The organism is Pseudomonas sp. NPDC090755 (assembly GCF_044769005.1).
GTDB lineage: Bacteria > Pseudomonadota > Gammaproteobacteria > Pseudomonadales > Pseudomonadaceae > Aquipseudomonas.
The window spans coordinates 208681-225434 of the sequence record NZ_JBIVXC010000004.1 but is presented as its reverse complement, the minus strand read 5'-3'; the positions used below and the strand labels follow the sequence as shown (position 1 = coordinate 225434).

The 16754-nt window shown below is 62.7% G+C and carries 17 protein-coding genes; 10 read left to right on the top strand and 7 right to left on the bottom strand.

Annotated elements, in window-relative coordinates; all coding sequences use genetic code 11:
* Positions 1 to 11: 11 nt before the first annotated feature.
* From ACIQUS_RS09365 to ACIQUS_RS09350, 4 genes are read right to left on the bottom strand one after another with little or no spacing between them, the layout of a single operon-like run.
* A complete protein-coding gene (locus ACIQUS_RS09365) occupies positions 12 to 563 on the bottom strand; it encodes a membrane integrity-associated transporter subunit PqiC (protein WP_403045875.1) in 552 nt (183 codons plus the stop codon).
* Between the two features lie 17 nt (positions 564 to 580).
* Positions 581 to 2236, bottom strand: a complete 1656-nt coding sequence (locus ACIQUS_RS09360) for an intermembrane transport protein PqiB (protein WP_403045872.1) — start codon at positions 2234 to 2236, stop codon at positions 581 to 583.
* Entirely contained in the window at positions 2217 to 2861 is a 645-nt protein-coding gene (locus tag ACIQUS_RS09355) for a paraquat-inducible protein A (RefSeq protein ID WP_403045869.1), read from the bottom strand. Before ACIQUS_RS09355 ends, ACIQUS_RS09360 begins: the two co-directional genes overlap by 20 nt.
* On the bottom strand, positions 2858 to 3457 hold the full coding sequence (locus ACIQUS_RS09350; protein ID WP_403045866.1) for a paraquat-inducible protein A: 600 nt from the start codon (positions 3455 to 3457) through the stop codon (positions 2858 to 2860). The genes ACIQUS_RS09355 and ACIQUS_RS09350 overlap by 4 nt, the downstream gene beginning before the upstream one ends.
* Before the next feature lie 259 nt (positions 3458 to 3716).
* Here ACIQUS_RS09350 and ACIQUS_RS09345 point away from each other — a divergent pair, with 259 nt between their 5' ends.
* Together ACIQUS_RS09345 and ACIQUS_RS09340 are read left to right on the top strand one after the other, a co-directional pair.
* Complete coding sequence (locus tag ACIQUS_RS09345) at positions 3717 to 4637, top strand: aldo/keto reductase (RefSeq protein ID WP_403045864.1); 921 nt, start codon at positions 3717 to 3719, stop codon at positions 4635 to 4637.
* A gap of 10 nt (positions 4638 to 4647) precedes the next feature.
* A complete protein-coding gene (locus ACIQUS_RS09340) occupies positions 4648 to 5907 on the top strand; it encodes an NTP/NDP exchange transporter (protein WP_403045861.1) in 1260 nt (419 codons plus the stop codon).
* 97 nt (positions 5908 to 6004) lie between these two features.
* Here ACIQUS_RS09340 and ACIQUS_RS09335 read toward each other — a convergent pair whose 3' ends face one another.
* Both ACIQUS_RS09335 and potE read right to left on the bottom strand, forming a co-directional pair.
* Positions 6005 to 6880, bottom strand: coding sequence for an amino acid ABC transporter substrate-binding protein (locus tag ACIQUS_RS09335; protein ID WP_403045859.1), 876 nt, complete (start codon positions 6878 to 6880; stop codon positions 6005 to 6007).
* Positions 6870 to 8207 carry a putrescine-ornithine antiporter gene (gene potE / locus ACIQUS_RS09330; protein WP_403045856.1) on the bottom strand — a complete coding sequence of 446 codons (1338 nt, stop codon included), beginning with the start codon at positions 8205 to 8207 and terminating at the stop codon, positions 6870 to 6872. The genes ACIQUS_RS09335 and potE overlap by 11 nt, the downstream gene beginning before the upstream one ends.
* A 139-nt stretch (positions 8208 to 8346) precedes the next feature.
* On the opposite strand from potE, the gene ACIQUS_RS09325 reads away from it, so the two are divergent.
* From ACIQUS_RS09325 to ACIQUS_RS09295, 7 genes are all read left to right on the top strand, one after another.
* Entirely contained in the window at positions 8347 to 8502 is a 156-nt protein-coding gene (locus ACIQUS_RS09325) for a hypothetical protein (RefSeq protein ID WP_403045853.1), read from the top strand.
* Between the two features lie 84 nt (positions 8503 to 8586).
* On the top strand, positions 8587 to 8904 hold the full coding sequence (locus ACIQUS_RS09320) for a DUF2388 domain-containing protein (protein ID WP_403045850.1): 318 nt from the start codon (positions 8587 to 8589) through the stop codon (positions 8902 to 8904).
* A 65-nt stretch (positions 8905 to 8969) separates the two neighbouring features.
* Positions 8970 to 9419 carry a hypothetical protein gene (locus ACIQUS_RS09315; RefSeq protein ID WP_403045848.1) on the top strand — a complete coding sequence of 150 codons (450 nt, stop codon included), beginning with the start codon at positions 8970 to 8972 and terminating at the stop codon, positions 9417 to 9419.
* Between the two features lie 7 nt (positions 9420 to 9426).
* Positions 9427 to 11235, top strand: a complete 1809-nt coding sequence (locus tag ACIQUS_RS09310; RefSeq protein WP_403045845.1) for a toll/interleukin-1 receptor domain-containing protein — start codon at positions 9427 to 9429, stop codon at positions 11233 to 11235.
* Between the two features lie 66 nt (positions 11236 to 11301).
* Entirely contained in the window at positions 11302 to 11715 is a 414-nt protein-coding gene (locus ACIQUS_RS09305) for a hypothetical protein (RefSeq protein WP_403045843.1), read from the top strand.
* A gap of 43 nt (positions 11716 to 11758) precedes the next feature.
* Positions 11759 to 12589, top strand: coding sequence for a hypothetical protein (locus ACIQUS_RS09300; RefSeq protein ID WP_403045840.1), 831 nt, complete (start codon positions 11759 to 11761; stop codon positions 12587 to 12589).
* Entirely contained in the window at positions 12586 to 14412 is a 1827-nt protein-coding gene (locus tag ACIQUS_RS09295) for a hypothetical protein (RefSeq protein ID WP_403045838.1), read from the top strand. Before ACIQUS_RS09300 ends, ACIQUS_RS09295 begins: the two co-directional genes overlap by 4 nt.
* Here the strand turns inward: ACIQUS_RS09295 and ACIQUS_RS09290 are convergent.
* Positions 14409 to 15296: a LysR substrate-binding domain-containing protein gene (locus tag ACIQUS_RS09290; RefSeq protein ID WP_403045836.1), complete on the bottom strand. Its 888-nt coding sequence runs from the start codon at positions 15294 to 15296 to the stop codon at positions 14409 to 14411. The genes ACIQUS_RS09295 and ACIQUS_RS09290 overlap by 4 nt on opposite strands.
* Positions 15297 to 15449: 153 nt before the next feature.
* Here ACIQUS_RS09290 and ACIQUS_RS09285 point away from each other — a divergent pair, with 153 nt between their 5' ends.
* Positions 15450 to 16754: an NAD(P)/FAD-dependent oxidoreductase gene (locus tag ACIQUS_RS09285; protein ID WP_403045834.1), complete on the top strand. Its 1305-nt coding sequence runs from the start codon at positions 15450 to 15452 to the stop codon at positions 16752 to 16754.

Sequence of the window (16754 nt, the reverse complement as noted above, 5' to 3'; positions counted from 1 at the left end):
AGCTGGGGGCGTCAATGACTGGCCGGGCAGCGACTGCTGCCACCACGAGCGGCCTGGCTGACCAGTTCGGTGAAGCGCTTGAGGTTCTGTTGATGGGCCAGCACCAGGTCGTCGATGGTGGCGCCGGCGGGGGTCTGGATCACGCTGCGGCAATTGAGGGTGGCGGTGTCCTTGCCGTTGGCCGGGCGCAGCCGCCACTGGGCATCGAACAGGGCGTACTGGCCCGGCACCGAGTCAAAACGCTGCACATCCACGCGCAGGCCCAGGCTCGGCTGGGCGTTGCTGCTGGCAAACTGGGTGACCAGGGCGTTCTGCAACTCATCGGCAAGGCTCGCCCCCCACCATTCGGTTTCCAGGATCGCCAGACCGCTGTTGCCCTGGCGCACCACCACCTGCGGCCGGTCGACCTGGGGCGGTACGCTGACCCGTTCCAGCTGCACATCCACGGCGCTGGCCGGGGTGGGTTGTTGCGGGATCAGGGTGTGGTAATGGATCGGATCGCTGCGACAGGCTGCCAGCAACAGCGCCAGGCCCAGCAATGCGAATTTGGAAGCGTGCGCCATGGTTGGTGCTCCTGCGGTCAATTGCGCGACGAAGGTTTCAGGTTCTCGGGCGATGCGTCCTTGGGTCGGCCGCGTACCAGGGATTCAGGGTTACGGCCCAGGTAGTCGGCCAGCTCGCGCAGCGATCGCGACATGCGCCCCAGCTCGTCCAGGGTCTGGGTCAGCTGCTCACGCTGCGGCGAGTCGTCGGCCAGGGTCGAGTTGGCCGACTGCAAGGTCTTGCTGACTTCCTGCAGGGTGCCCTGCACACCGGGCAGGGTACGGCTGTTGAACTGTGCCAGGCCCTTGCGCAGTTCCACCAGGTTGGCGTCCAGGTTGTTGGCGATGCGCTCGATCGGCAAGCGGTTGATCCGTTCGAGCATGGCCTGGAGTTTTTCCTGCAACTGCTCCAGGCTGCCCGGCACGGTGGGGATGCTGATCGGCCGCGCCTTGGGATCGAAGACCACCTTCGGCGCCTTGGGGTCGAAATCCAGGGCAATGTACAGCTGGCCGGTGATCAGGTTGCCGCTGCGGGCCTGGGCACGCAGGCCATTGTCGATGAAGGTGCCGAGGATCAGGGCAGCATTCTGTTCGTCGTCGGGGTCGTGGCTGAGGGCCTTGAGCAGCTTGGTGTGTGCCTTGCCCAGGCGTTGCGGATAAATGACGATGCCGACATTGACCGGGAAGGAGCGTTTTTCGGCGTCGAAGTCCAGGTTGACCGAGACCACCCTGCCGATTTCCACGCCCAGGAACTCCACTGGCGCACCGACTTTCAGGCCACGCAGCGACTCTTCGAAGCGCAGGGCCAGGTACTGGGCCCGGCCGCTGGGCGGGGCGAGGGCGGTCTGCTCGTCTTCGAACAGTTCATAGACCTTGTCTTCAGCTGCCACCTGGTCTTCGGGGTTGTACTGCGGGGCGCGGAAGGCAATGCCACCCACCAGCACGGATGACAGCGACTCGGTGCGTACGGCAAAGCCATTGGCCCCGACCTCGAGGTCGATGCCGCTGGCATTCCAGAAACGGGTGTTGTCGGTGATGAAGGCATCGTTGGGGGAGTGCACGAAGATTTCGATGTCCACGCCCTTGCCGTCCTTGGACAGCTCGTAGGACACCACCTGGCCCACCGGGATCTTGCGGTAGTACACCGGAGAGCCGACCCCGAGCGAACCGAGGTCGTCGGCGTGCAGGGTAAAGCGCTTGCCGGGCTCGCCATAGGTGATAGGCGGCGGTACTTCCAGGCCTTTGAAGACCTTGGCGCGGGCGTGGGACTGGCCGGCGTCGGCGCCGATGAAGTCGCCCGAGAGCAGGGTATCGATGCCGGAGATACCGCCGGCGCCGATGCGCGGGCGGACCACCCAGAACGACGAATCCTCACGGGTGAAGTTCTCGGCCTGTTTCTCAAGCTTCACCGTGGCCGTGACGCTTTTCTGGTCGGGGCTCAGTTCCACGGTGGTGACCTCGCCGATCACCACGTTGCGGTACTTGACCGCGGTCTTGTGGGCGGTCAGCCCTTCGCCGGTCTTGAAGGTGATATGGATGGTCGGGCCTTCCTGCAGCCAGCTGTGTACAACCAGGGAAATGCCCACCAGCACCGCGACGATGGGTACGATCCACACCAGCGAGACGCTGAAGCGTCGGGTCTTGACCGTTTCCGGGCGTGGCACTGAGGGCTCTTCAGTGGCTGCTGACTTCATCCGTGCGCTCCTTGGGTTGACGGCTTTCCCAGATCATTCGGGGGTCGAAACTCATGGCCGACAGCATGGTGAAGACCACCACCAGGCCGAAAAACAGGATGCCCGGGCGCGGCTCTATGTCGCCCAGGGCCTGGAACTTGACCAGGGCGGCGACCAGCGCCACCACCAGCACATCGAGCATCGACCAGTAGCCGATCAATTCGACGAAGCGGAACAGCGTGGATCGCTCCTTTTGCGCCCAGCTGCTGCCCCGTTGTACCGAAACCAGCAACAGGCCGAGGGCGACGAACTTGGTCGCCGGCACGGCGATACTGGCGATGAAAATGATCAGGGCGATGTCCCAGGCACCATGGGACCAGAACTCGATCACACCGCTCATGATGGTGCTGTCTTCACCGCTGCCGAGCATCGTGGTGTTCATCACCGGCAGCAGGTTGGCCGGCACGTAGAACACCAGTGCGGCGATCAGGTAGGCCCAGGTGCGGGTCAGCGATTCAGGTTTGCGTGCATGCACCGGTGCCCCGCAGCGGTCGCAGTGATGGATCGCAACGCTCGCGTCGCAGACCTTGCCACAGGCGTGACACAGCACCAGGTTGAGCTCCGAGGCCAGCGGTGGAAGGCTCATGGCAGGGTATCCCAGAGTTCGCGCACGTCACGACCGGCCACGCGGATGATCAACAGGCTCAAGGCGCCCAGGGCGAGCAGGCCGATGCCGGGCAGCACATCGAGCATGCCGGCCAGTTTGAACACCGCCACCAGGGCGCCGAGCAGGCAGACTTCGAGCATGCTCCAGGGCCGCAAGGTCTCCAGCCAGCGCATGCACAGGCTGAACCCCGGCGAGCGTCGGCCGGCGAGGGCGAACAGCAGCACCCAGATCAATATCAACAGCTGGAACATCGGCGCGATGATGATGGAAATCCCCGCCACCAGGGCAATGAAGGTGATCGGCCCGTTGGCCAGGGCGCGCACCGAGTCCCACAAGGTGGCACTGTTGGAGAAGCCCTGCAGGCTGATGCTCATCACCGGGTAGAAGTTGGCCAGGATCCACACCACGCCGGCGGTGATGCTCAGGGCCAGGCGCTGTTGCAGGGTCAGGCCGTTGTAACGCTGCAGGACGGCGCCGCAACGTACGCACACGGCCTTCTGGTGTTTGCCGAGGGTGACCTTGTGGTACACGCTGTCGCAATGTTCGCAGATGATCAGTTGACCGGTATCCAGCATGGGGTGCGCTCACGCTACGGCAGGGACAAGGTCAATATAGACGGCGTGTGCACAAGGCTGCGGATTTTTCCTGCAACCACGGGGTGGTGCTGAACAGGGCGCGACCCGACCGATAGGGCGGACAATGCGCCGTTTATCGCAAGGAGTACAAATGTACTCCTTGGGGGGTTAACACATACCGTAACGATTACCGAGGCGGGCAAGAGGGCGCAGGGCTAAGCTTTTCTACTGGCCTACGCATTTGTCCGGGAGCCCTGCCATGCCGACACGTCGCGATTTTCTCGCCGCCAGTGCCACCCTTGCCGCCGGTCTTGGCTGCCTGAGCCTCGCGGGCCAGGCCTTTGCCCAGTCCGGCAGCGGCATGCTGACCCGCAAGGTACCGTCCAGCGGCGAGCAACTGGCGGTGATTGGCGCGGGCACTTCCGGCAGCTTCGAGGTAGAACCCGACTCGACGCAGTACCCGCAGCTCAAACAGGTGCTCAAGGCGTTCTTCGCCGGCGGTGGCCAGGTGATCGACACCTCGCCCAACTATGGCGGTGCCGATGCGGTGCTTGGCCAGTTGCTGGAGGAGGGTGGCTGGCGCGCCAAGACCTTCCTGGCCACCAAGATCGCCGCCGACAGCCGCGCCGCCGCCGAGGCGCAATGGGCGGGGACCTTGCGCAGCTTGCGCACCGACAAGGTCGACCTGCTGCAGATCCACAACCTGCGCGACTGGCAGCGCCAGTTGCCCTATGCCCGCGAACTCAAGGCCCAGGGGTTGACCCGCTATGTCGGCGTCACCCATTACATCGACAGCGGCCTGGAAGAGATGGAGGCCATCCTGCGCAATGAACCGCTGGACTTCATCCAGATCCACTATTCGGTCAATTCCCCGGCTGCGGCGCGTACCGTGCTGCCGCTGGCCCAGGACAAGGGCGTGGCGGTGCTGATCAACCGCGCCTTCGATGACGGCCGGCTGTTTGCCAGGGTCAAGGACCTGCCGCTGCCGGGCTGGGCGGCGGAAGCGGGGATCGGTAGCTGGGCGCAGCTGTTCCTCAAGTTCGCCATCAGTCATCCGGCAGTGACCACGGTGATCCCGGCCACCAGTCGTCCGGAGCGCCAACTCGACCAGCTCAAGGCCGGGCATGGCATCTTGCTGACCGAGGCCCAGCGCAAGCAGTTGATCGACCAGTTCGCTTGAGGCATCCCCCATGACCGCGCTGGCGACGCGCCTGTTCAATGTTCGCGAAGGGGAAGTGCCGCTGGTGGTGGCCGGGCTGACCTTGTTCTTCCTGCTGTTCGCCGGCTATTTCATGCTGCGCCCGGTGCGCGAGACCATGGGCGTGGCCGGCGGCGTGGAGAACCTGCAGTGGTTGTTCACCGGCACCTTCGTGGTCACCCTGATCGCCTTGCCGCTGTTTGGCTGGCTGGCCTCGAAGGTCCGGCGCCGGCGCATACTGCCCTGGACCTACGGCTTCCTGGCCAGCAACCTGCTGGTGTTTGCCCTGCTGTTTGCCTGGCAGCCGGACAACCTGTGGAGCGCCCGGGCCTTCTACATCTGGCTGTCGATGTTCAACCTGCTGACCATCTCCCTGGCCTGGAGCGTGCTCGCCGACCTGCTGTCCAGCGAACAGGCCAAGCGCCTGTTCGGCCTGCTGGCGGGCGGGGCGAGCCTGGGCGGGCTGGTGGGGCCGCTGCTGGGCACCGTGCTGGTCGGGGTGGTCGGCCATGCCGGGCTGGTAGTGCTGGCCACCGCCTGTTTGCTGGGGAGTGTCCTGGCGGCGGCGTATCTGCAAGGTTACCGGGATCGCCACCCGCTGCCGGCCGACATCGAGATGCCCCGGTCCCGGCCCTTGGGCGGCAACCCCTTTGCCGGTGCCAGCGAAGTGCTGCGCACCCCGTACCTGATGGGCATTGCCGTGTTCGTGGTGTTGCTGGCCAGCGTCAGCACCTTCCTGTACTTCGAACAGGCGCGCCTGGTGGCCGCGCATTTCACCAGCCGCACCGAGCAGACCCAGGTGTTCGGCCTGATCGACAGCCTGGTGCAGTTCTTGTCGATCCTCACCCAGGTGTTCATCACCGGGCACCTGGCACGCAAGCTGGGGGTGGGGATACTGCTGGTGGCGGTACCGCTGTTGATGGTGGCCGGGTTTCTGTTGTTGGCGGTGGCGCCGGTGTTTGCGCTGTTTGTGCTGGTGATGGTGGTGCGTCGGGTGGGCGAGTATGCCCTGGTGCGGCCTGGGCGCGAGATGCTCTACACCGTGGTGCTGCCGGAGCAGAAGTACAAGGCCAAGAACTTCACCGATACGGTGGTGTATCGCGGTGGTGATGCCCTCAGTGGCTGGGTCAAGCGCGGGCTGGACCTGCTGGGAGACCACTCGGCGCTGGCGATGTTCATCGGCGCCGGCATTGCCCTGGCCTGGGCCCTGACCGGCGCCTGGCTGGGCCGTGAGCAAAGACGCCGCGAGTAGATGCTACGTGCAGTCGATCGCAGGCTTCGCCAGCTCCCACAGAGCAGTGGTGCCCGCCGGGCCATTGTGGGAGCCGGCAGAGCCGGCGATGGGGGCCTCAAGGCAATGCATACAGCTTGAACAGCTTCCTGGTCGCCTTGGTCGTCCCGCCGAGATGCGTCGCATAGGCCTGCTCGATTTCCCCCGACCGGTACATCTGGCTGATCGCCGTATCGACCAGCAGGCGAAAGTCCTCGTCGTCACGGGGCACCACCATCGACACGGGGGCGTACTCGTAGACCCGTTCGACCAGCATCAGCCCGCTATCACGCCCGACCAGCAGGTTCTTGAGCAGCATCCGCTCGGAAAAGAACGCATCGGCCTTGCCCTGGGCCACCTGCTCAAGCCCGGCGTCGTTGCCAGGCACCGTGACCACCGTGGCAATCACCCCAAGGCTGCGCAGTTGCTGGCGCACCCACTGCTCGGTCACCCCGCCGGCCACCACGGCAAAGGTCTGGTTGGCCAGCCCACGGTTGAGCGTTGCCCGCCAGGTCGGGCCGTCGTGGGCCTGCTTGCCGTTGAGCACGTTGAGCAGCGGCTGCGGCGCATCGCTGCGGACCACGGCAGTGACGCCTGCGGTGTATACCGGCACCGAAAAGCTCACTTGGCGGCGTCGCTCGAGGGTGGCCACGGTCGGTGTGCAGACCATATCCACCTTGCCGCTGCTGACCGCGCTGAGCTCGTCAGCCAGTGTCACGGGCTGATAACGCACGTGCAGGTCAGGCAGGGCTGCCGTCGTTCTCACTTGCTCGGCGATCTTGCGGCACAGGTCGATGGCATAGCCCTTGGCCTGGTCGCCGTCCTGGGCGCTGAACGGGGCAAAGTCTGGTAGGTAGCCGAGGGTCAGGGTGTTGCTTTCGCGCACTCGCTCCAGGGTGGCGGCGTTGGCGAAAACCGGCAGCAGGGCCAGCAGGCAGGCGAGGTTAACCTTCATAGCCCGCCCCCTGCCCAGCGGATTGCTGGAGAATGAAACGCTTGGCCAGAAAACCATAGAGCAGGTAACCGAAGGCCAACACCAGCGCGCCACCGAGCACCGCTTCCATGCCGCAGGCATACAGGGCATACAGCGAATAACCCACCGCCACCAGCAGCACCAGGGTATTGCGGGTGTACACCGCCGGGCTGACCCGGGCCTTGTACATGATCGCCAGCAGGCCGGTCAGGGCGGTGACATAGGGGATCAGGTTGGTCACTGCGGCCAGGCTCACCAGCTTGCCGAACTGGGCACTGGCGTTGGGCGAGATGGTCGACAGGGCCATCAGCGTTTGCAGCACGCCACACACCACCATGCCGAGGATCGGCGCGTTCAGGGCGCTGACCTTGGAGAACAGCCGGGGGAACAACCCCTGGTCGGCGGTCACCTTGGCGGTCTGTGCCAGGGTGAACTGCCAGCCCAGCAACGAGCCGATGCAGGCGATCACCGCCAGCACCATGATGATGTTGCCGATCAACGGGTTGAACATTTTCGCGTAGACCAGGGCAAAGGGTGCCGAGGCGTTGGCAAGCTCGGCGTTGGGCACGATGCCCTGGATCACCGTGGTCGACAGCACATACACCACCGCCGCCCCCAGGGTGCCGAACAGGCAGGCCAGGGGCACATTGCGCTTGGGATTCTCCACGGCATCGCTGGCCTGGGCCGCTGACTCCATGCCCAGGAACGCCCAGAGGGTCAGGGGGATGGTCTTGCCGATGGCCTCCCACAAGGGCAGCTCATTGGGGTTCCAGGCCTGGATGAAGACATCGCGACTGAACCAGTACCAGCCGATCACGCTCAGCCCGGCCACCGGGATGATCACCCCCCAGACCGTGATCGCGCCGATCCGGCCGGTGATATTCGGCCCGCCGAAGTTGGCCAGGATGGTCAGCCAGATCAACCCGGTCGTGCCGATGAACAGCGCCATGGCGCTGCTGCCCAGCCAGGGCAGGAAGGCGGTCATGTAGCCGACCGCGGAAATCGCCACCGCGACATTGGCAATCGCCAGGGACAGAAAATACAGGTACGAGCAGAGGAAGAACCCCGACTTGGCATGGGCTTCCTCGGTATAGGCCGACAAGCCGCCGGGGCGGGTACAGAACACCCCGCACTGGGTGAAGCTGTAGGCAATCGCCATCGAGCCGATCGCCGTCGCCCCCCAGGACAACAACGACACCGCGCCCAACTGGGCCATGCTGGTGGGCAGCATGATGATCCCGGAGCCCATCATGTTGACGGTCACCAGCGTGGTGAGCCCGACCAGGCTCATTTTTTTCGACTCGGCCATATCCGCCCCTTGCATGTGCTGTGTGGCCTATTGGGTATAGGCCATTTGCGCAGAAGGGGTGATGGATCGGTTGTGCTTTGCCAGGAAGTGGCGCTAACTGGAGTGTGGTTGTTCCACTTAGCAAGTAACCGAGGTGCCTATGTCCGACAACGCAAGGGGCCAGCGCCAGGCCTCGACCCCACCCCAGCCACAACCCGGATCGGGCGCGCCTGCCCCTGATCGGCAAACACCCGACCAGGGCGACTACCCGGAGCAGTATCCCGACGACAAGGACATGCCGCTGCCCAACGACTAGTCGATGCCGTTGCAGCGACGGGGAACTCCTGTGCGGCGCCGAGCATCCTAACAGATGTAGGAACCCTATTCCGGAGGCACCACCATGCGCCGCATTCTGATCGCTACTTCGCTTGTTCTGTGCTTGCCGTTCGGCTCGGCCCTGGCCGATGTCGATGCCGGTGATGTGGCCACCTCGGCGGGCGTTTCGGCGTCGCTGTATTCCACCTTCAAGGATGACAAACGCATCATCCCGGCCCATGACGATGCATCCTCGTTCATCGCCAGCGGCGGTGCCATTCGCGGTGTCTACCTGGAATCGCTGATGCAGCGCATCCGCCAGGAAAACCCCGGTCTGCAAGCTAGCGATGAAGAGCTGGCGAGCGCGATTTTGACAAGCTCCGAGGCGAGCGCTGGCCGATGATCCCACACCCGTTCCGTCCCCGGGACTACACTCAATGGACCGTTCCGGGCAAGGAGTCCGTCATCATGTCCAGGTTCTCGCTAACCGCTATCTGCATGGCGTTGTCACTGGGCGCAGGCTTTGCAGGCGCCCAGACCGTCACGCCGCTGAAGGGCCAGAGTTCGCAGCAGGTCCAGGCCGATATCAACGAGTGTCACAACATTGCCAACAGTACCGCCAGCACCTCGACGCCGTCCGGCGGCCGGATCAAGGGCGCGGCGGTGGGGGCGGCGGCCGGTGCGGTCGGTGCCCAGGTACGGGGCAATCAACACGATGAGCTGTACGACCGTGTGGATGACGATGTGAAACAGGATTACCGGCAGAACCGCGCCAAGGAAACCGCGGCCGCCGGTGCTGTGGTCGGTGGTTCAAGGCAACGCCAGGAGCGCCGTGAGCAGCGTCGCACCAATGAGTCGAACGCCGCCACTGCATATACCAGTTGCTTGCAGGGCAAGGGGTATCAGGTAACGCCTTGAACCGTGCATGCCGGCATCCGGCCTGCTGGCCGAATGCCTGCACCGGCGCCTGGAGACCTACCGCATAGCCCGTGACATGGTGGGGCGCCCCGGCCGTGACGGTCCGGTACCCAGGACGCTGTTTCCGATCTTCCGGGACCGCGAGGAGCTGCCGATGTCGGCTGACCTGGGCAGCTCGATCGAAGATGCCTTGCAGGCTTCGCGATGTTTGATCGTGTTGTGCTCGCCTTCGGCGGCGAAATCCCGCTGGGTCAACGAAGAGATCCGCTACTTCAAATCGCTGGGGCGCGAGGACCGCATCCTGGCCTTGATGCTCGACGGTGAACCCAATGCCAGCGACGACCCGGCCGAGGTCGATCGTGAATGTTTTCCCCCGGCGTTGCGCTACCGGATCGACGCCTCAGGGCAACTGGGTGATGTGCGCACCGAGCCGATTGCCGGTGACTTGCGCAAGGGGGGCGATGGCTGGGCCGGTGCTTTTTTCAAGGCCATGTCTGGTATTACCGGGCTGGGCTACAACGCCTTCGTGCGCCGCGAACGACGCCGGCAACGGCTGCGCCGCCTGGTGGCGGGTATCGCTGCCGGACTGGTGCTGGCTGCCGGGGTCTGGGTCTGGGATTACAACCGCTTGCAGGTCAGCTATTACGCCAACCTCGGTTCGCAGTGGGGCGTGCCGCAGGGCGTGGGGGAGATTGACGATTCGATTCGTCGTGGTCGTGACGTTCACTATCAGGTCGAGTCACGCCAGTACAAGGTGCGGCGTGTACTGCGGGTCAACAGTGTGGGGCGGTTGCGTGATGACGAGAATGAACAGAACGTTGCGATGCAGAAGATTTTCTATCGCGAAGACGGCACCATCGAGAAGGCCGAGTTGCTTGACCACAATAACCAGTTGGTGGTTCAGAAGACGTTCAGCGAACTGGAAACGACTGATCACGGCAAAATGCATTACGTAGAATTTCGTAAAAAAGAGCGCGCAATGGTTGGCTTGAGTGCAATGACTGGAGCCATCGGATTTGCGAATTCAGCAGATCAGCTCCTGCGCTCGGAAATTACTGCTCAACGTGTGGAATACGATGAGCAAGGGCGGGTAGCGAGTATCGGCTATCGCAATGCCAATCAATTTCCACGGGCCAACGGAGAGGGGATTTTTGGTCAGGCGTTTACATACGGCGATGGCTTGCTGGCTACCCGCGTGGAAAATCTGGGGATCGATGGTTCGAAGCAAGCCAACCGTTTAGGAATTCGCTTGAAGGTGATAGAACGGTCAGCGTTGGGCGACGAGCTTGCGCTTCGATACTTTGATAGCAATGAGCATCCAACTTTTCACCAGAACCGATATCATGCGCTGATTATTGCTCGAGATAATTATGGCAATATTGAACGTTGGGCCTACTTTGATCCTCAAGGGCGCGCTGTTCTACATCGCAGTGGTTACCACAAAATCATTCAGACACTTGACGGTCGGGGTAATGCCACTGTAATGGCTGCGCTTGATGTGGATGACTTGCCGGTGCTGACCTCAGACGGTTACTCCAGTGTCATGCGAAAGTTTGATAAACAGGGTTATATAACGGAGGTTGCGTATTTTGATACTGAATCGCGGCCGGTGCTGGTACGAGAGGGTATTCATAAGTTGACCACTGTGTTGGACGACGCTGGGAACGTGATCGAACTTCAGTGTTTTGGTGTCGATGGACAGCCTACGTTCCACAAGGATGGCTTTCAGAAGCAAGTTTACTCCACAGATGCTCAAGGACACATAGTGGAGATTTCAAGTTTTGGGATTGATGGTCTTCCCGTTTTCAATAATTAGGGATTTCATACAATCAAGGTTAGCTACGACGAGCGGGGCCAATTCGTAGGGCAAGCGTATTTCGACGTGGACAACCAACCGACGCGCAGTCGCGACGGTTGCCACAAGGTCGAGCAGGTGCTCGATGAACGGGGAAACCTGAAGGAGTTGGCATGTTTTGGCAATGCAGACGAGCCGGTTCTGCATCGCGATGGCTATCACCGCTTCCACCAGGTTGTCGACGCGGGTGGTCATATAACGGAGCAGTCAAACTATGGAACGGATGGCTTGCCTGTGCTCAAAAAGGAGGGGGTCCACAAATTTACCCAGGTATTTGATGCCCGTGGAAACTCAATAGAACAACGCTATTATGGTGTTGACGGCAAGGCCGTACTGAATCGTGATGGTGTTCACAAGCTGGTGCAGGCATTCGACCTGCGTGGTAATCTGATAAAGTTAGCGTTTTTTTTCAACGGATGCTCGCCCGACATTATCTCATAACGGTTACCACTCATCAGAACAAAAATTCGATGAGCGTGGAAATATGGAGGAGCGCACATACTTTGACGTCAATGGCAAGCCAACCTTGCAGGGCTTTGGATTTTACAAGCTGGTCCAGCGCTTTGATGATCGTAGCAATATCATAGAACAGCATTTTTTCGGTATTGATGGCGAGCCCATAATGTTGCCTGATGGGTATCATCGGGCAAGTTATGTATATGATAATAAAGGCGGTCTCAGTATTCAGTTTTTTTTTGCTGCAGACGGCCAGCCTGGCGCGAATCAAGGTGTTCATAAAATAGTTCAAAAATTTGATCGTCGTGGAAACGTGACAGAACGCGCTTTTTTTGGGAGCGATGGGCGGCCTCTGCTAAGGGATAACGAGTTTCACAAGCAGGTCATGGAGTTGGATGAGCGAGGTAATATACTCTCGTTAGGGCTTTACGGGGTGCGCGGTCAACCGGTTTTGAATCATCAAGGTGTGCACAAAGTAATCAGTAGCTTTGACACGCAGGGGAATGAGGTCGAAAACCGTTATCAAGGTGTAAAGGGGGAGCCGGTTCTCTATGATAACAATTATTACAGGCTCCTTAGTAAGCGAGATGCAATCGGAAACATCATCGCACAATCTTATTTCGGTCTGAGTAACGAGCCCATTCTCAATAAAAATGGTTTTTTCAAAGAGCTCGGAACCTATGATGCATTCGGCAATCAGGTTGAAGCTACATATTTTGGGGTCGCTGGGGAGCCTATCAACTTGCCCCAGGGCTACCACAAAGTACTTTTCCAGTTTGACATCTACAGTAAAGTAATCAGTGAAACCCACTACGATCTTCAGGGACAACTAACCTCGGGTCAGGGAGTGGCGCAATGAATGCTACGTCCCACGTAACCCTCGCCTTGCGCATCGGCGGCATCGGCCACCGCCCCAACCGCCTGCCGCTTGAGCAGGGCGATGCGATCGAGGAACAGTTCGCCACCTTGCTCTACGCCATCCGCCAGGCTGCCACGGGCTTCCAGAAAGCCCATGGTGAGTTCTTTGCCGACCAGCCAGTGCAGTTGAGCGCGGTGACCTCACTGGCCGAGGGCGGCGACCGCTTGTTCGCCCAGGCCGCGATCCGCCTGGGGTATGCGCTGTCCTGTGTGTTGCCCTTCGCCCAGAAACGCTTCGAGGACGACTTCAGCCAGGCCAACTCCTTGCTGCCCGACCGTGATTCGCTGGCCGAGTTTCGCGCGCTGCTGCAAAGCGCCCGCGAAGGTGGCGGCCTGACCCTGTTCGAGCTCGATGGCGAACGGCAGACTGAGGACAATCGCTATCAACCGGCGGCGCGCACCGTACTGAACCAGGCCGATCTGCTGTTCGTGGTCTGGGACGGCGAGCGCGAAACCCGGCCGGGCGGGACCTACGCCACCATTCTCGAAGCGCTGGCGTCCTCGATTCCCGTGGTGTGGATACCGTCGCAGCAGCCGGACAACTGGTGCCTGCTACGCACCGCGCAAGACCTGGACACGCCACCCCCTGTCGGCAACCTTGCCGCCCTGTCGGCGGTAGTCAATTCGCTGCTGGCGTTACCGCAGGCCCAGAACAGACTGGCACAGTTCATCAATGAGGCGCCCGCCACCAGTGGCTGGAGTCTGTGGCAGGTCTTTCGTGCGGTGCTGGGCTGGCGCTGGGGAGAAACTCGCAGCCATTCTTCCGCCAAGCCGGCAGAAGAGGGGACTGATACCTTGCCGGCGACCATCACCACCTGGCTTGAGCAGAACATCGAGCCCCACTACCGACGCGCCGATGCCCTGGCGCGCTACTACGGCGACCGTTACCGCTCAGCCTTCCTGCAGAGCTATGCCCTCGGTGTCGTGGCGGTATTCCTCGCGCTGATCCCCTTGGGCGCAGGCTGGACGGTGGCCGATCATCTGCTCTTGATGGTGGCCTGCGCCGTGCTGGAACTGGGCATCGTCCTGTACATCGGCCTGCTGGTCAGAAGGGGCAACCACCAACGCTGGCACCAGCGCTGGCTGGAGTACCGCCTGGTCGCCGAACTGCTACGCCAGCAACGCTTGCTGCTGCCGTTGGGCAGCTGGCGTTCGATCGCCTCCAACCCGGCGCACCTGCTGCAGTACGGCACGGCCGAGGGCACCTGGATGTACTGGTACGTGCGCAACATCAGCCGCGCTGCCGGCGTGCCCAATGCCGTGATCAACGACGATTACCTGCAGGGCTACTGCGCCGAGGTCCGTGCGCTGGTGCAGGAGCAGTGGCAATTCCATAAGCACTGCGCCGAGCGCGACCAGCGCATCGAGCATCGCCTGCATCGCACCGGGCTGGCGCTGTTCGCTGTCACGGCGGCGATCATCGCCGTGCATGCGCTGGAGCTCATGCTGCAGGGCACGCAGGCCAGTGAGAGTGTGCCCCATGCCACTCACTGGATGGCGGTGTTATGCGCGCTGTTGCCGGCCACCGGTGCGGCCTTTGCCGCGATCAACAACCAGGGCGAATTCAACCGCATCGCCAAGCGCGCCCAAGCCATGGAGCGGCGCTTTGGCGAGTTGCGCGAGCAGACGGCGCAGTGGGGCGACAGTGTCGCCCTGAGTTCGACGACGCTGCTACTGGCCCATCAGATCAGCCAGATGATGGTGGCCGAAGTGCTGGACTGGCGGGTGGTGTTGCTCGACCGCCCCCTGGTCATGCCGGCCTAGTCGCTGCCCTGGCGACTGAACCAGTCCAGCACCGCCTGCCTGGCCGGATGCCGGGCGCTGCCGGGTTGCAGCCACAAGGTATAGACCCCGCCGGTGGTGAGGGCAGGGCCGAAGGGGATGATCAGCTCGCCCCGGTCGATCCGCTCCCGGGCCAGCGCCAGGTCGGTCATGGCCACGCCCAGGCCCCGGGTGGCGGCATCCAGCGCCAGTTCATCGAGGTTGAAGGTGATGTGCTTGTACTGATCCTCGGCGGCGCGCGCGTTGGCGTGCAGCCAGGCCGCCCACTCCAGATGGCCGGTGGAACCGTGGATCAACGGGTACTGCCCAAGCTGGTCGAGGGACGTGGGCGCGGGTTTGCCGTCCACCTCGCGGGGCGCACAGACCGGCACCAGCACTTCCTCGAAGAGCAGGTGATAGGCCGGGTCGGCAGGCCTGGCCGGCAAATAGAGAATGCAGGCATCACAATCGCCGGACGGGTCGACCTGGGCGGTGGCCACGGTCTCGATGGACAGCGCAAGGCCGGGATGCCGGGCGTAGAAGTCGGTCAGCCGTGGCATCAGCCAGCGCACGGCCAGGGACACATGGATGCGGATGCGCAACGGGGCATCCCTGGGCGCCAGCCGCGACTCCAGCGCCCGTAGCTCCTCCAGCAGGCGCCGTGCGCTGTCCAGCACTTCCTTGCCCTCGGCTGTCAGCGCCACCTGGCGGCTGCTGCGCACCAGCAGCGGGACGCCGTAGTGGCTCTCCAGCAGCTGGATCTTGCGGCTGATCGCGCTCTGGGTCAGGCACAAGGCCGCCGCTGCCTCGGTGAAGTTGCCGCGGTCCACCACTTCGACCAGGGCTTGCAGGGCCTGCAGCGAAGGCGGTCGAAAGAACTTATCCATGCGAAAACAGCATGCATGGATGCGTTAATAGCGTTGGAGTGGTCATCGTAAACCTCATATTTTGTACTCAGGCGCTCGAGTCACGCTGAAGTGATCATGCTAATAGTTCATGGCGCCAGCCTTCAACAAGCCCGAGCGGTACGAGGTGATGACATGACGGAAAATCGGTGTGGCTGGATCGTGCAGGCGGGCGAAGCCGCTGCGTACCCAGGCTTGCGCGGGGTGGAGCAGGCGGACTGGCTGATCATCGGCGGTGGCTTCACCGGCTTGTCGGCCGCTCACAGCCTGGCGCGCATGCACCCGCAGGCGCGCATCGTGCTGGTTGATCGCCAGCGTGCTGCGCAAGGCGCATCGGCACGCAATTCCGGCTTTGCCGTGGCCCATGAAAACCCGGTGGGTGACGAACTGCTGGGGCGCTCGCTCAATGCCGACTATCGACAGGGCAGCGCAATCGGTCAGGCGGCCAACGAGGAAGTGCGCCTGCGCATCAACGAGCTGGGCATCGACTGTGACTGGCGCGACGAGGGTTACTTCTTCGCCGTTCATGACCCGGACAAGCTCGAAGACGCCGAACTGCGGGTGCAGACCCTGCGCGCCGTCGGTGCCGATGCCCAACTGCTCCAGGGCCCGGCACTGGCCAGCCGTCTGGGAACGGACTTTTACCAGGCGGCCATCCATTGCCGTGGCGGCAACGCGTTGCTGCAACCGGCCAGGTACGCCAGGGGACTGCTCGACACGCTGCCAGGCAGCGTCACGGTGTTCGAACAGACCGGCATCACTGCCCTGGCGCGCATGAAGGGCGGCAAGATCCGCGCCGTCGCAGCCAATGGCAGCATTGAGGCTGCCCAGGTGCTGGTGTGTGTCGGCCCCTTCATGCCACGGCTGGGCCTGCAGGACCGCGCCGTGTTCCCCCTTGAACTCAGCGCCTCGTTGACCCGGCCATTGACCGATGCCGAGTACCGGCAAATCGGCAGCCCCGAGCCCTGGGGCGTGTTGTCAACGCGGCCGGCCGGGGCGACGCTGCGTCTGACCAACGACCGCAGGTTGCTGATTCGCAACACCGTGGAGTACCGCCGTCGGGACCTCACCGCCAGCGCCCTGGATGTCCGCCGGCAGACCCATGTGCGCGGCCTGCAGCGGCGTTTTCCCTGGATTACCGCAGACCATCTGCAGTTCACCTGGACCGGCCACCTCAGCGCCACGCGCTCGGGCGAGCCACGCTTCGCCCGGATTGAGCCCGGCATTCATGTGGTCGCCGGCTGCAATGGCTCGGGCGTGGCACGGGGCACCCTGTGGGGGCGATTGCTGGCCGAGATGGCCAGCGGCAGCCAGTCACCCTTGCTCAGCAGCGTGCTCCGCCAGGCCCAGCCCGGCTGGCTGCCACCCAGCCCGTTCTTCGACATCGGCGCTTCGCTGCGCCTGCGTTACGAGGCCTGTCGCGCGCAGTCCGAATCCTGA

Excerpts from the sequence above, each read along its gene's own strand:
- ACIQUS_RS09290 (WP_403045836.1), bottom strand. The coding sequence starts at position 15,296 with ATGGATAAGTTCTTTCGACCGCCTTCGCTGCAGGCCCTGCAAGCCCTG.
- potE (WP_403045856.1), bottom strand. The coding sequence starts at position 8,207 with ATGGCCGAGTCGAAAAAAATGAGCCTGGTCGGGCTCACCACGCTGGTG.
- ACIQUS_RS09365 (WP_403045875.1), bottom strand. The coding sequence starts at position 563 with ATGGCGCACGCTTCCAAATTCGCATTGCTGGGCCTGGCGCTGTTGCTG.
- ACIQUS_RS09360 (WP_403045872.1), bottom strand. The coding sequence starts at position 2,236 with ATGAAGTCAGCAGCCACTGAAGAGCCCTCAGTGCCACGCCCGGAAACG.
- ACIQUS_RS09335 (WP_403045859.1), bottom strand. The coding sequence starts at position 6,880 with ATGAAGGTTAACCTCGCCTGCCTGCTGGCCCTGCTGCCGGTTTTCGCC.
- ACIQUS_RS09295 (WP_403045838.1), top strand. The coding sequence starts at position 12,586 with ATGAATGCTACGTCCCACGTAACCCTCGCCTTGCGCATCGGCGGCATC.
- ACIQUS_RS09355 (WP_403045869.1), bottom strand. The coding sequence starts at position 2,861 with ATGAGCCTTCCACCGCTGGCCTCGGAGCTCAACCTGGTGCTGTGTCAC.
- ACIQUS_RS09320 (WP_403045850.1), top strand. The coding sequence starts at position 8,587 with ATGCGCCGCATTCTGATCGCTACTTCGCTTGTTCTGTGCTTGCCGTTC.
- ACIQUS_RS09310 (WP_403045845.1), top strand. The coding sequence starts at position 9,427 with ATGCCGGCATCCGGCCTGCTGGCCGAATGCCTGCACCGGCGCCTGGAG.
- ACIQUS_RS09315 (WP_403045848.1), top strand. The coding sequence starts at position 8,970 with ATGTCCAGGTTCTCGCTAACCGCTATCTGCATGGCGTTGTCACTGGGC.
- ACIQUS_RS09285 (WP_403045834.1), top strand. The coding sequence starts at position 15,450 with ATGACGGAAAATCGGTGTGGCTGGATCGTGCAGGCGGGCGAAGCCGCT.
- ACIQUS_RS09300 (WP_403045840.1), top strand. The coding sequence starts at position 11,759 with ATGGAGGAGCGCACATACTTTGACGTCAATGGCAAGCCAACCTTGCAG.
- ACIQUS_RS09345 (WP_403045864.1), top strand. The coding sequence starts at position 3,717 with ATGCCGACACGTCGCGATTTTCTCGCCGCCAGTGCCACCCTTGCCGCC.
- ACIQUS_RS09325 (WP_403045853.1), top strand. The coding sequence starts at position 8,347 with ATGTCCGACAACGCAAGGGGCCAGCGCCAGGCCTCGACCCCACCCCAG.
- ACIQUS_RS09340 (WP_403045861.1), top strand. The coding sequence starts at position 4,648 with ATGACCGCGCTGGCGACGCGCCTGTTCAATGTTCGCGAAGGGGAAGTG.
- ACIQUS_RS09350 (WP_403045866.1), bottom strand. The coding sequence starts at position 3,457 with ATGCTGGATACCGGTCAACTGATCATCTGCGAACATTGCGACAGCGTG.